Source organism: Nitrospira sp. KM1 (assembly GCF_011405515.1).
Classification (GTDB): Bacteria; Nitrospirota; Nitrospiria; order Nitrospirales; family Nitrospiraceae; genus Nitrospira_C.
This window is the reverse complement of sequence record NZ_AP022671.1, coordinates 1,279,449-1,293,374: the sequence shown is the minus strand read 5'-3', so window position 1 is coordinate 1,293,374 and position 13,926 is coordinate 1,279,449. Positions and strand designations below refer to the sequence as shown.

The following is a 13,926-nucleotide window of genomic DNA, read 5'->3' as shown; positions in this document are numbered from 1 at the left end:
TGCCAACTGCACCGGCGGTCACGCGCACACATTCGACCTTTGATCGTTTTATTTGTGGCGCTATCAGGCGGATGCGCGTACTTCACCTCCAACGACATCAAAATGGGCGATCAGCATCTGGCCGCCGGTAAATGGGAAGAAGCCGTATTGGCCTATCGCCAGGCGCTCAAGGATGACCCCTTCAATCCTTCGCTTCAGGACAAATATGCCATGGCACGGGAGCGGGCGGCTGCCCAGTACGAGGATCGTGGCCGTGCCTTGTTGAAGGAACGTCAGATCGAGCCTGCCGCGGAGCAGTTCAAGAAAGCCCTGTCGATGGAGCCGACGAATCCTGAACATCAGTCCGGATTTGCAGAGGCCATGCGACTCAAGGAATCGCGTCTGCAGTACCGCGAAGCCGAACGGCTTGTTCAGTTGGGGAGAACGGACGAAGCGATGGAAGCGTTCTCCAAAGCTGCCGAACTCGATCCATCCTATTCCGAGGCGCTGGAAGGCATTTCGCAGCTGACGGCCGAGCAACAGGCATCGGATCGCGAAGACAGACGGAAGCAGCCCGTCACACTACGTTTCAGAAATGCCGGGCTCAAGGATGTGTTGGAGGGGATAGGTAAAGCCGGCGGGACGAATCTCATCTTCGACAAGGATGTTCGTAACGATCCCGTCACGATCACCATAGAGGACACACCGTTTGAGGATGCGCTGAATCTGATCCTGAACAGCAACAGTCTGTTCGCGCGAACCGTTGCCCCCGGGTTGCTGATCATCAGCCCGAACACGAAGCAGAAGCAGGAGCAGTATCAGGATTTGATGGTTCGAACGTTCTATCTGTCCAACGCGAAAGCAAAAGACATGGCGGTTCTTCTCAAGGGCATGCTGGACTCCAAGCGCGTACATGCCAATGAGCAGTTGAATACGATCGTCATACGGGACCAGCCTGAAAAGGTCGAGATGGCCGAGAAGATCATCCTGGCCAACGATCGGCTGGACTCGGAAGTGCTGTTCGACGTCGAGGTTCTCGAAGTCGATCGAACGGTGGATCAAACCTATGGCCTGACCTATCCCAAGCAGGTCGCCGGAGCCATCGTCCCTCCAGGCTTTACCGGAGCGATCGCGGGAGATCTGGCGCAGCAGTTCACACTGCAACAGTTGACGAGTCTTGGCAAGGGCAACTACTTGCTTAAGCTGCCCACGAATGTGCAGCTCGATTTCTTCAAGCAGGTGACCGATGCCAAGACGCTGGCAGCGCCAAAAGTTCGCGTCGTGAACAATAAGAAGGCCGAGATCAATATCGGTGACAAACAGCCGATTCTCTTATCGACGACCAATGTACTTCCCGGGCAGGCGGCCACCGGTGCGGTTCCAACGACCTCCACGGTCACTTCGATCGAATTCCGGGACACAGGAGTCAAGCTGACCGTCGAACCGCTGATTCATCTCAACAATGAAATGTCACTCAAGATGAAGATCGAGGTCGTGCGTCTCGGCGAGCAAGTATTGCTGCAGGCCAATCCTCCTATCACGCAGTTCAAGTTCGGCAATCGATCCGCCGAAACCATGCTGAACGTGAAGGACGGAGAAACCATCGTGCTGGGAGGCCTCCTCCAGGAAGAAGATCGCCGTACCAAGGTGACGATCCCTTGGATCGGCAGTTTGCCGGTGATTGGCAATCTCTTGAGCTCATTCAAGACGCAGCGGGTCACTACGGAAGTCATTCTCACCTTGACTCCCCATATCGTCCAAACCATGACGCCGCCGGGGATGAGCAAGCAGGCGTTCTGGTCGGGAACGGAATCGACCTATGCCACCGGGCCGTTGTTTACCCCTCAGGGAAAAAGCGGAAGCGGAGTAAAGGCGCTCAGCGACATATCCCAGGCCGGCAAGATATCGAAAGCCAGCCGCGCGGCAAAACCTCCTCTGGCGTCTCTCACACGGATGACCTCGGCAGGCCCCTATGTGTCAATCAAGCCGGATCAAACCGTTGTAGCCGTCGGGCGTGAGTTTAAACTTGCCCTTCACGATGAACGGCTGCGCTCGTCGCCGGAAGGTCTGTTCCGCCTTCAGTACGATCCGAAGGTCATGGCGCTGAAGTCTTTGGTCCATGGTGAGATTGTTCCGAGCGACGAAGCACGGCAACAAGATGACGAAAGCGGTCGCATCAGCTTCAAGGTGGAATCGTCTGCTCCGAGGGCAACCGGGGGAGGGCGAATCGTGACTGCCACGTTCATCGCCCGGTCCCCGGGTGTATCACCGGTCAGTGTGGGACTTCAGGACACGAATGACGGGAACTCCGCCGATCCGGACATGGAGGGAAAAGGCATCGTGAGGGTGCGGTGAGACAGTCGGGCGTGACGTTTCTTGAATTGATGGTCACGCTCACGATCGTCATGGTCCTCGCGTCTGTGGCGCTTCCTTTAGGGCGAGTGTCGGCCAAACGCGCGCAGGAAGTAGAGCTGCGACAGCACTTGCGAAACATCCGGGCGGCCATCGACACGTTCAAAGTGGAGTGGAATCGGGATGGCGATCAACTGATCGGTCCCCTCTGCATCAAGAACAGATTGGCATGCAAGGACGCGACAAGCATCTACGGGTATCCGAAGTCTTTGGACATGCTCATGGGAGTGAAACTGACCAGCGAGGAAGCGACGATTCGCGGGACGACCACGCGCCGTTATCTGAGAGCGCTGCCGATCGATCCAATTACCAAGAAGGCGGATTGGCAATTCCGTTGTTACCGGGACAGCCCCACTGCAACAAGCTGGTGTGGAGATGATGTCTACGATTTGATGACCAAAAGTGAGGACGTGGCGCTCGATGGCACGAAATATCGGGATTGGTAGTTCGAACAAGACGCGACCCAACGGATTTACGTTACTCGAGCTCATGATCGTCATTTCCATCGTGGGCATTCTTGCCACAATGGCGGTGCCGACCTATCAGGCGTCTGTCATCAAGGCCAAGGAGGCGGCTCTGCGCCAGGATTTGTTCACGCTGCGCGATGTCCTCGATCAACATCGAGCGGACCAAGGAAAGTACCCTTTGACCTTGCAGATGCTGGTCTCGGCGGGATACCTCCGGGCGGTTCCCAAGGATCCGTTTACGAATTCTGAAGGGACATGGCAGGAAATGACCAGCGCGTCGGAAGAAGGAATTATCGACGTGTTTTCAGGCGCCGACTACATCGGCACGAACGGCACTCCATACAACCGTTGGTAAGTCGTCACATGAATACTCATCTCATGTATGTTCAACCGGCTGGTCAAGGCGGTCGTCTTGCCCAGGTGGCCTTTCGTGCCGTGCTGATCGCTTCGTTGTATGCGGCCCTGTTGTTCTCGGTCGGATGCGGCGAATTGGAACCGTTGGCGGAACCGGAGATCATGGACCTTCAGTTGACCATCGATACGTTGAAAACACAGGTTCGTGACACGCAAAGGAATTTGAACGAATTACGCACCGAGCTGGAGGCGCGGCGGCAGGAATTGGCCGACGCGCAGGTGGCAAGGGCTCAATTGGAAGGGCGTGTTCGGGAGGCCGAACGCCGTGTGGCTGAAGCCAGACAGGTGATCAATCTTCAGCGTGAGGAACTCGCGGCGGCCAGAACCGAGCGGGAACGGGTTTCCAGAAACAGCGCCTTGTTGCAGAGTCAGATGAGGAAAATGCAGAGGCGTCCGGCAAGAACAGGCGGCAGTCAGGACGGTGAGCAAGAGACCTCGCCGGCTGCGGCGGATTCGGCGGCGAAGAAGGCCCCCAAGGCGTCGGCGATGAGTGCACTTCCGGCCGATTGGCCGTACGGTTCGGAGATTCCGGTCCGTATGCTCGTCACTCCCGCAGCCCACGTGGGAGTCTCAACCGACTCCATGGCGATATCCGATGACCGCTCTGAATTCCCCGCGATGCGCAGCGTTTCGGTGAAGTCGGGGGACACCCTGTGGAACATCGCCCACCGGCATCATGTGGATCTGGAGCAACTGAAGTCATTGAACGGTCTCAATGATGATCTCATTGTCGTCGGGCAGGCTATCTGGCTTCCAAGCAAATTCCCATCGAACGAAACCGTCGTGCAGAGTTCCGGCAGCAGTCGGTAAACAGCAACGTTCCCCCTGCTGCCATCTCAACCATGGCTGTATTCGCCTACAGAGTCGCCCGACCGGACGGATCCACCGTCAACGGCCAGCTCGAAGCTGACGATGAACAGCTCGTTCGCTCGAAGCTGGAGGGACAGGGATTTCTGATCTTCCAGCTGCAGCGCCGCGGACAAACTGCGAGTCGTCCGTTGTTTCGTATCCCATCACTGCGAGGGTTTTCGCTGACACATTTTCTCGTATTCAATCAGGAACTGCTCGCGCTGATCAAAGCCGGGCTTCCCGTGCTGCGAGTGTGGGATTTACTCATTGAGCGCGCCCAACACGCGGGATTTCAGAATGTGATTCGACTCGTCCGGCAGGATATCCGTGGCGGCGCCTCCGCTTCGGAAGCGCTGGCCAAACACCCCATGTACTTTTCAGAACTCTATATTGCCACGATCAAAGCCGGCGAGCAGTCGGGAAACCTCGCGGAGGTGCTGAACCGCTTTGTCATCTATTTGAAACTGGTCATCGCGCTGCGCCAGAAGTTGGGAAAAGCCATGGCGTATCCGGCATTTCTCGTTCTTGTCGGCGTCGGGGTGATGGGATTTCTGCTGAGCTTTGTCATGCCGACATTCGTGTCCGTGTATGGGGAGTCGGCAAAGAGTCTGCCGCTGGCCACGCAGATTCTCATCGATATGATCGTGACCGCAAAAACGTACGTCATCCCGGTGTCGGTCGGCGCCGGCGGCCTGCTATTGCTGTGTCGCGGTTACTACGGCACGGCGGTCGGGCGTTTGGCCATAGACCGATTGCTCCTCCGCACCCCGGTGATCGGAACGCTGTCGATCAAGCAGCACACTATTCAGATGGCCAGGACGTTGGGAACCGTCCTCGCTGGAGGCACTCCCCTGGTCGAGGCGCTACACATTACAAGGAGCGCCATTTCAAATCGATATATTGCCACCACCATGACCGACGCTGTGGAAGAGATTCGGGAAGGCGCCACATTGGCTGCGGCATTGAGTCGTCCCGATGTGTTCCCCAAATTGGCGATGGAAATGCTGTCGGTGGGTGAAGAAACCGGATCGCTCGAAGCGATGTTGCAGGAGGTGGCTGAGTTTTACGAAGGAGACCTCGACCTTCGCCTGGTCCAATTGACCACTTGGATTGAGCCGGTCTTGTTGCTGATCATGGGGATCATGGTGGGTGCAATCGTGATCGCCATGTATCTCCCGGTCTTCCAATTGGCTGGAACCGTATAGCGGTCGGCATCGAGCAGACCTCATTTGCAGGACGAGATGGGAATCAAGCAGCCTTCCATAGTGAGGACACCCGTCAGGTCAACCTTGGCCGATGTCCTGGTTGACCAGGCCATGGTATCTGCGCAAACAGTCAGCCAGACACTGGACCGGTTGAAGGGAGTATCCGCCGCGCTCGGATCGACGCTGGTCAGTGAGGGTTCCATCTCGGAAGAACAACTGGCAAAGGCATTGGCCGTTCAGCACGGACTTCCATTTGAGCCTCTCACGGATTTCCGAATCAACCAGACGTTTTATGATTCCGTCTCCATCAAATTGATGCAGCGGCACCCCTTCGTGCCGATTGCGGAGGAGGGCGGCCTTCTCGTGATTGCCGTTCCTGATCCGCAGAATCTTCTTGGACTCGACGAACTGGAACTGCTTCTGGATCGGCCTCTCGGCTTGGTCGTCAGCCCTCGGAGTGCCATTCTCGTGGCGCTGGAGCGAAGCGAAGGGTCCAGCCAGGCCTTGCGCGAGCTGGAGGCCGAATATCGTTCGGTGCTGGTCAAAGAAGATGAGCGCGGCGATGAAGTTCTGACCATCGATTCGGGCGGAGAAGATCAAAGCCCCGCCGTCAAGCTGCTCGATTCCATTCTCCTCAGTGCCATGCAGCGGCGGGCCAGCGATATCCACATTGAAGCGGCCGACCGGGCGACAAAGGTCAAGTTTCGTGTGGACGGTATTCTCGTGCCCGCGATGGAACCGCTTGATATCAGATTGCATGCGCCGCTCGTGTCCCGTCTCAAAGTCATGTCGGATCTGGACATTGCCGAGCGCCGGGTTCCCCAGGATGGAAGTTTCCGGATGCGACTCGAGCGAAAGACGGTCGATTTCCGCGTCTCGATCCTTCCGAGCGTATTTGGAGAATCCGTCGTGATTCGAATACTGGACCGCGAGGCCATCACGACGGGCGTGTCGTCATTGCGACTGGATCGCCTGGGTTTCAACGAAGAAGATCTCAAACGATTCAGGCGTGCCATTACGAGGCCGTACGGAATGGTACTCGTCACGGGTCCGACCGGCAGCGGAAAGACGACGACCCTCTATGCGGCAATTACCGAGATGAACGTGAAAGAGGACAAGCTGATCACCATTGAAGATCCGGTGGAATATCAACTGGCCGGCGTAGTGCAGATTCCCGTCAATGAGAAAAAAGGGCTGACCTTCGCACGGGGGTTGAGATCGATCTTGAGACACGACCCCGACAAAATCATGGTGGGAGAAATCCGCGATTCGGAAACTGCGCAGATTGCGATTCAATCCGCCCTGACCGGGCATCTCGTGTTAACGACCGTGCATGCGAACAATGTGTTCGACGTCATCGGCCGTTTCGCATCGATGGGAATCGACGCCTATAATTTTCTTGCAGCGTTGAACTGTGTGTTGGCTCAGCGGCTCATCCGGATGGTCTGTCCGGCGTGCCGGACCGTCGTCATCCTCGACGAGGCACTCGCGGCGGAATCAGGTCTCGACTACGAAGAGTATAAAGACCTGCCCTTTTATCAGGGTAAGGGATGCCACGAGTGCCACGGCACCGGCTACCGCGGGCGGAAGTGCATCACGGAATTTCTGGATCTCACCGACGAGATCAAAGAGATGATCCTGGCCGAGCGTCCGCTTTCTGAAATCCGCTATCGGGCCGTCACCTCCGGCATGATCACCTTGAGGCAGTCTGCAGTCCGCAAGGTTCTCGAAGGATCGACCACACTGCGGGAGATCAATCGGGTTACGTTCAACGAGGAAGGCTAGCCATGTTGGGCTTGAGCGGCGGGCGTCCGAAGTATTGCGTGACGATCGGCAGTCAGACTCTGTCCTGGGGAGAACGGTCGAGGTCGTGGCGCGGCCGGCCGCGGTATCGATGTCTCGTATCTCAGATCCCTCATGGAGCTGTGAAAGCGTCACCGATCGAACCGAATGTCATTGACCGGCCCGCTCTGGAAGAGCGACTGAGAGCGCTGGTCGGTACGCCGCGCGGGTTTCGCATAGGGGGCTGGGCCGTCGCCCGCGATCTGCCGCGGTCGGTGACGTTGTTGTTGCCGGATTGGTCGGTCCGGATGACCGTGCTTTCCCTGGAACGCTTGCCCCGCCGCTGGGAGGAGCAGGACGCGCTCATTCGATGGCGGCTTGGGCAGGATCAGCGGCTTCCTTTGGTGGGGGCGAAAATTGTCTGGCAGACGTTTCCTGCTTCATGCGCGGCTGAGCCGTCATACCAGGTGGTCGTCGTTTCCATCCAAGAAAATATTCTTGCTGAATATGAATCACTGTGTGAATCCACCGGCTTGATTCCTCGTGAAGTCGGTGTGACGAGTCTCCATCTGTTTAATCTCTGGCTCAGGGCATCTGGAACACACAAGACGTTTCTCGAAGATCTCGTGTGGATTTCATGTTCAGACGGTGGGTTCACCTGTCTCGTCATCCACCGGGGCAGACCCGTCTTTATCAGGAACAAACCGGCCATCGTGGCGTCCTCGACTCATCGAAATGGAACCGACAGTGAGCTCTCAATGAGAATCGTCCATGAGATCCAGGCGTCGATTCTTTCCTGTCGGGAAAGTTACCCGGAGCTGACGCTTCGTCGCCTCGTGGTAGCCGCGGCCGACGAGTGGGCCCACTTGGCCGGCACGCTGGAACACGAATTGAATATGACCGTCGATCGATTAAATTGGGATCATCTCGCTCCTCTCGGTTGGAGCCAGCACGGTGGAAATTCCTCTTCGACGACCCTTCCCACTGTCGCAGGAATGGCCGCATGATGCATTTTCGCCCACCGTATGTGACCTGGCCGCCATTCTCAGGTGCCGTGATGTCCCTCTCACGGCGCTCACGATATTTTGAGCTCGAGTTCAGCCGCCGGCACCGATCCTATTTTGCCCCGGCCCGTCTCGGACTCATCGGCTTGTGCGTCGTGCTGGCGATCGGCATTGCGTGGAGCATTTTTGAGGCCGCAGACTGGATGTTCGAGGGGGAAATGGTCCGATCCCGTCTGGACCAGGTCCGCGACCAAGACCGGCAACTGATGTCTGCCGCTCTGCAGGAAGGCATCGATGTCTCGCCGGAATCCCTGCTTCGGTTGCCGGCGGAAGTGGCATTGGCGAATCAGATGTTGGGGAAGCGGAATTTCTCATGGACCCGATTTCTTTCGGGTCTCGAAGCGGCCATTCCGTCGAACGTGGCGATCAAAAGCGTGAGGCTCGATTCTACGAGCGCTGTCGTCCACTTGACCGGCTCGGCGGTATCGGTGGGGGACGTCACGGCTCTTGCGCTGAAGATGCAGCGCCATCCCATCTTCCGCGATCCTGTCCTGGGACAACATCGCGTCGGCAGCGACGGACTGGTCGAATTCGACCTTACCTTGAAGTATCACCAGGGCGGAGCGTGATCTGCCATGTGGAACTTGCTGATCCAAGAACTGAAAAAGCCGTATGGTCCGCTCATTCCCTGGGTGGTACTGGCAGCGGGACTTTTCGGTGCGCTCATGCTTGTGAGAACGGCCGGCACGGAGCCTGCTCGGCTCGCTGTGGTAGCGCTGGAGGCGGAATGGAGACAGGCCAGGGAGGACATCCAACTTCATCGAAATGCCGTCCGTGCGAAAAAGGATCTGGCACAAGTGCGGGCTGCTCTGCCCGATGAGCATGATTTTGCCCCACTGGCCCTCGGGATTACTGAGGAGTCAAAACGGAACCATGTCACACTTCCGTCGCTTTCGTACAAGACAGAGGCCACGGGGGTTCCCAATACCAGCAAAGGACTGTTGGAAGGGACGTTGACAGGCAAGTACGAAGATCTTCGACGGTTTCTGTATGACATCGAAACGGCAGAGGAACTTGTGTACATCGAAGACCTCGTTCTCCTGCATCCTCCTGCACAGCATGGGAACATGACGTTCAATATCAAGATTGCGACCTACTTGAAGGGTAGTCCGTCCGAGCCGTCGTAATACCGGGAGACTTGTTCCGTGAGCAGTACTCAAAAACAAATGGGAATGCTGGTCGTCCTCGTGATGCTGTGGAGTGGACTCGCAGCCTGGCAGTGGTTCACGACTCAGCAACCCCTCCGCATGCCTCTTGCCAACGTGACAGGAACGGCATCAGCCGTCCAGAGGAGCTCAAGGATGGCCTCCAACCCATTCCACGTACAGCTGGAACTCCTCGCCGCCGTTCGGACACAGCGGGATCTGGCTTTCGTCGTTCCGCGGAATATTTTCTCCCTGACATCGACTCCATCTGCAGCTCTGTCCGACCAGCAAGGTGAGGGCGATCCATTACAGGCCGGAGCGCAGGCTGACACGGAACTCTCACAGTACCAATATCTGGGTTTCGTAAGGACCGGTGAGGAATGGGACAAGACACGGGATCTCGCGGTCGTGACGAGAAATGAGGATCTTCACCTGGTGAGAAAAGGCCAAGTCGTGGAGAGTCGTATCGTCGTGAAGCAGATCACACCGGAAAGCATCACGTTACAGGATCGACGGTCGAGGCAAGAACATACCGTTCCTCTCTCTGAGGAAGAACTTTCCGATCCCTAGACAGTGGGTTTCCCGATGCCACGCCGGACGGCCAGTTGGCTTCTTGCAAAAAGATCAATATTGGTGTCGCTCCATGCGGGCGGTGAACGGGGGATTACCTACCTGTTCCTGATGTTCGCTATCGTGCTGATCGGGATTGTGACGACTATGGGAGCCCAGCAGTGGAAAATGATGATGCAGCGCGAATTGGAGGCGGATCTGCTGACAAAGGGTATCGAAATACAGAATGCGCTGGCATTGTATTCCACCGCCATGAAGGCCGGCAGGGTTATCCAGGGAGAAGTCTATCCCCAATCCCTCATGGATCTCACGAGGCTCCCGAAGCCCTATCTGCGGAAAGTCTATCTCGATCCACTGACTCGCGGCACGTGGGACTATATCAGAAGCCCCAGCGGTGGAATTATGGGAGTGCGGACCCGCAGAAAAGGCGAGCCCATGAAGAAGCATGAATTTCCGTTAGCCGTGCGACACTTTGATGGCATGAAAAGCTACCGCGATTGGATCTTCCAACACCCCAATCCCTCTACAGTCAGTCTATTTCCCTCAACCGCGCCACCCGGCCCAGGAGGCTCTCCACAGCAATCAGCGCCGTCTCCGGGTGTCCCCGAACCCTTTACCACACCCTCCGACGATACGGCTCCGGAAGACAGCACGTTCAGCCCGATTCTGCCGGCTACACAATAAGACGTTCTCCGCAAAACGTTCTCCGCACGGTGTACTGATCTGAAGGGATCTCCGGTTTGAAGGGAACTGCCTTTGCCGGAGCGTCGCTTGACCCTTTCGAAAGCAGCACTGTATCCTGTGTCGAACGAAAAACCGTACACGAGGGGAGCCGCACCAAGCCATGACCGAGAAGAATGCGAATCCAGTGACACCGGCCGATACAGGTGAACAGACAGACGGGGATGAATTGCCGGTTCAGAGCATCCCTGACTATGTATTGGAATTGGTGACACGGGCTCGACAGGCATCACACCGGCTGGCGACACTCTCCACAGCAGCGAAAAATCGTGCGTTGTCTGCCATGGCGGATGCCATAGAAGAGCAGTCGGCTGAGCTGATCGCGGCGAACGGCGAGGACCTCGAGGCATTTGGGAATGCGCCTGAAAAAAAAGCCGCCGCCGATCGACTTCGCCTGACATCCGATCGAATATCAGAAATGGCAGCCGGTATCCGTGAAGTGGCCGCGCTGCCCGATCCGGTCGGAGGCATGCCGGCGATGTGGACGAGACCGAACGGTATGCAAGTCGGTCGTGTGCGGGTGCCCATCGGAGTGATCGGGATTATCTATGAGTCGCGTCCGAACGTGACGGCCGATTCGGCCGCTCTTTGCGTGAAATCCGGAAACGCCTGCGTCCTGCGCGGAGGCAGCGAAGCGATTCGTTCGAACAGCGCGATCGCCGCTGTACTTTCGGCGGCGGCGGAAAAAAACGACATTCCTGCGGGTGCGATCAGCTTCGTCTCGAAGCCTGAACGCGAACTCGTCCCCGTTCTGCTCAAGCAAGACCGGTTCATCGATCTGATCATTCCCCGGGGCGGCGAATCCTTGATGCGCATCGTCGCTGAACATTCCACCATTCCGGTGATCAAACACGACGCCGGTGTGTGCCATGTGTATGTGGATGGAGACGCCGATCCGGCCATGGCCGAACGGATTGCCTTCAACGCCAAGGTGCAGCGGCCTTCGACCTGTAACGCCATGGAGACGCTTCTGGTTCATCAGGGCATTGCCCGGACATGGTTGGCGGGGTTCATTGAAAAGGCTGTGGCCGCCAAGGTGGAAGTGCGAGGGTGCCAGAAAACCTGCCAGCTCTCTTCGTTGGCCAAGCCCGCAAGTGAGAGCGATTATGGCAAGGAATTTCTCGATTTGACGCTGGCCGTCAAAGTGGTCAAGAACATCGATGAGGCCGTGGATCATATCGCCCGGCATGGGTCGCGGCACACGGAATCGATCGTGACCGGTGACTATCAAAAGGCGATGCGGTTTCTCCGGGAGGTCGATGCCAGCGCAGTATTAGTGAATGCGTCAACGAGGCTGAATGACGGCTATCAGTTCGGTCTCGGAGCCGAGATCGGAATCAGTACCTCGCGCATCCATGCCAGGGGACCCATGGGCTTGGAAGAGTTGACCTGTTCCAAGTTTATCGTCCTGGGGAGCGGGCAGATCCGCGAGTAAATGCCTGCAGATCCTCTCCTCGTTGCTCTCCAAACACCGGGTCACATCCTTTTCCCCTCGAATCGCATCTTGGCTGACGAGATCGTCCGCTCCGGCGGGCGCATCGTTCGCCGGCCCACCGGGCATCTTGTCCTGTATCGTCCCGACGGACGCAGATTTCTTTCAACCGATCCTGCCGGCAATCCCCTGCATGAGTGTGAATGGGTTTCAGGCTCCGACGGAAAAATCGTCATGAGCCGGGCTCGTGTCAGATTGGATTGGGACGCATGGGTGGGAATCGTGCCGCAGGGGCTTGTGAACGAAATCACGGTCAATCTCGGTGTCAGACCCGGCCGGCGGCCGATGACGCCCGATGATCTGCGCGGGATGGCCGCCCAGGCGCTGCAAGTATCGCTGGATGAAATACGCTGGTTCTACCGGGATGAGGATCTTGTGATTGGTGCCTCTGGCTCAGCGACCATCCGGCATCGTAAAGACGCGCTGTATCACCTCGAGCAGGGGGACTTCGAACGGCCCCGCTTCATGTCCTGTATGGGGGCCATGCATTGGGATCACGTCGACTTTCTGCCTGTGGTCGAATTATTCAAATCGCTGTTGCCGGGAACGGGCTCCGCAGTCTTTGAGCTCATCCGGGGCCTCTACGACGATCAGCAGCGGGAACGAGCCGGCCCCTTGCCGTTGCGGTACCGAGGAATTCCTCCTTATCCATCCGAAGGGGCGTTCAGGCTGTTTTCAAGTTTTTATGTGCCGCGAGGTTCGGGAACAAGCGATCCACTTTCGACGTTTATGGATCCCGGCCGATCCAGCCAGCTTCTCTGGCATCCGGCTCCTGATCCGCCCCTGAGATACTTCGACCGCGAACGGCGTCTGTGTCTGACATTCAGGGTTGGCACGCTGCAGAAGCTTACCTGCTCCGATGATTCGACGGGCCTTCCATACGTTCAGTCGCGAGACGGATATGCGCACTGTGACCGTAGCGTATCCATCGTCAACGGGAAGATCGCCGCTCGCGATCGGGAACATCTGGAGACCATTTCGGTAACGCTGCCGGACGGGGTCAGGGAACTGCCGGTTCAGAGGAACATGATCAGTCCGATGGATTGGCGGGCTCTATTTGTCCGCGGGGTTCCACCGATCGCTCCCGAGGATGCCTTCGGTGCCGTCCTTCTCTACCCTGCACATGAAGACGAAATCGGTGAGACTGCGGCGCAACCCTTCGTGGCGGATTACATCCAGGATCTTGCTGAGCAGGATCGCGATGTCGGCCGTATCTTCGCAGCGGCAAATCGTGTTCTCATCGTCAACGGCGACGCTGTCATCGGCGCCTGCGTGGCGTTTGATCGGCCGAGAGAATATACCGTGCGCGTGAGTGTGCCGGCCATGGCCCAGCGGCAGGCGCAACAGTTATGGGGCGTCTGTGCGAAACTCCAGCGCTGGGATTGGCTGAGTCGAATCCGGTTCGTCCCGCTCACGGATGTACAGCAGGATCCCAGCATCCCCAAGAACTATGATCTCATGTATTACTGGATTCCCTATGCCGCAGATATCCATTCATCGGCGCTGCGCCGTATGGTCGATGATCTTCGATCGGCGCTGTCTGCCGGAGGGCATGCCTTTATCACGGGTCCCCGCGGGCTTGAATCCCGCTTGGCCTCTTCAGGGGTGATCCTGTCATGGAGTGAACCGGTGGATCAGCTCCCGACGTTTCGAATGCACAAGAACATCTTGCCGAAAGCTCGTCTCAAGGCCGGACTCACCCTCTATCACGTCGTCAGGCAATGACAGAGCGAGCGAGGTGATCTCATGGCCGATGTTTGATGATGGCCGTGGCCATGGCTCGGGCACCCACCCGCACTGCCGTCG

13 protein-coding genes are annotated in these 13,926 nt (G+C 57.4%); all 13 read left to right on the top strand.

Features of this window, described 5'->3' with window-relative positions; genetic code table 11:
* Positions 1 to 102 precede the first annotated feature (102 nt).
* The 13 genes from W02_RS05895 (at position 103) to W02_RS05835 (ending at position 13,845) form a co-directional block, all read left to right on the top strand.
* Positions 103 to 2,334 carry a secretin N-terminal domain-containing protein gene (locus W02_RS05895; protein ID WP_173045698.1) on the top strand — a complete coding sequence of 744 codons (2,232 nt, stop codon included), beginning with the start codon at positions 103 to 105 and terminating at the stop codon, positions 2,332 to 2,334.
* Entirely contained in the window at positions 2,331 to 2,837 is a 507-nt protein-coding gene (locus W02_RS05890; RefSeq protein WP_173045696.1) for a type II secretion system protein, read from the top strand. The genes W02_RS05895 and W02_RS05890 overlap by 4 nt, the downstream gene beginning before the upstream one ends.
* Positions 2,812 to 3,213: a prepilin-type N-terminal cleavage/methylation domain-containing protein gene (locus tag W02_RS21870; RefSeq protein WP_173045694.1), complete on the top strand. Its 402-nt coding sequence runs from the start codon at positions 2,812 to 2,814 to the stop codon at positions 3,211 to 3,213. Before W02_RS05890 ends, W02_RS21870 begins: the two co-directional genes overlap by 26 nt.
* A gap of 8 nt (positions 3,214 to 3,221) precedes the next feature.
* Complete coding sequence (locus W02_RS05880) at positions 3,222 to 4,082, top strand: LysM peptidoglycan-binding domain-containing protein (RefSeq protein ID WP_173045691.1); 861 nt, start codon at positions 3,222 to 3,224, stop codon at positions 4,080 to 4,082.
* A 32-nt stretch (positions 4,083 to 4,114) separates the two neighbouring features.
* The gene (locus W02_RS05875; protein ID WP_173045689.1) at positions 4,115 to 5,326 is read left to right on the top strand and encodes a type II secretion system F family protein; all 1,212 of its coding nucleotides are present in this window, start codon (positions 4,115 to 4,117) and stop codon (positions 5,324 to 5,326) included.
* A 36-nt stretch (positions 5,327 to 5,362) separates the two neighbouring features.
* A complete protein-coding gene (locus tag W02_RS05870) occupies positions 5,363 to 7,111 on the top strand; it encodes a GspE/PulE family protein (protein ID WP_173045687.1) in 1,749 nt (582 codons plus the stop codon).
* A 2-nt stretch (positions 7,112 to 7,113) separates the two neighbouring features.
* Complete coding sequence (locus tag W02_RS05865) at positions 7,114 to 8,115, top strand: hypothetical protein (protein WP_173045684.1); 1,002 nt, start codon at positions 7,114 to 7,116, stop codon at positions 8,113 to 8,115.
* Complete coding sequence (locus W02_RS05860) at positions 8,112 to 8,741, top strand: PilN domain-containing protein (RefSeq protein WP_173045682.1); 630 nt, start codon at positions 8,112 to 8,114, stop codon at positions 8,739 to 8,741. Before W02_RS05865 ends, W02_RS05860 begins: the two co-directional genes overlap by 4 nt.
* A 6-nt stretch (positions 8,742 to 8,747) precedes the next feature.
* Entirely contained in the window at positions 8,748 to 9,299 is a 552-nt protein-coding gene (gene pilO, locus W02_RS05855) for a type 4a pilus biogenesis protein PilO (RefSeq protein ID WP_173045680.1), read from the top strand.
* An 18-nt stretch (positions 9,300 to 9,317) separates the two neighbouring features.
* Positions 9,318 to 9,887: a hypothetical protein gene (locus W02_RS05850; RefSeq protein WP_173045678.1), complete on the top strand. Its 570-nt coding sequence runs from the start codon at positions 9,318 to 9,320 to the stop codon at positions 9,885 to 9,887.
* A 15-nt stretch (positions 9,888 to 9,902) separates the two neighbouring features.
* Entirely contained in the window at positions 9,903 to 10,571 is a 669-nt protein-coding gene (locus W02_RS05845) for a type II secretion system protein (RefSeq protein ID WP_173045676.1), read from the top strand.
* A gap of 160 nt (positions 10,572 to 10,731) precedes the next feature.
* Positions 10,732 to 12,063, top strand: a complete 1,332-nt coding sequence (locus tag W02_RS05840) for a glutamate-5-semialdehyde dehydrogenase (RefSeq protein WP_173045674.1) — start codon at positions 10,732 to 10,734, stop codon at positions 12,061 to 12,063.
* Positions 12,064 to 13,845 carry a hypothetical protein gene (locus tag W02_RS05835; protein WP_173045672.1) on the top strand — a complete coding sequence of 594 codons (1,782 nt, stop codon included), beginning with the start codon at positions 12,064 to 12,066 and terminating at the stop codon, positions 13,843 to 13,845. It begins immediately after the preceding gene.
* The last annotated feature ends 81 nt before the right edge of the window (positions 13,846 to 13,926 follow it).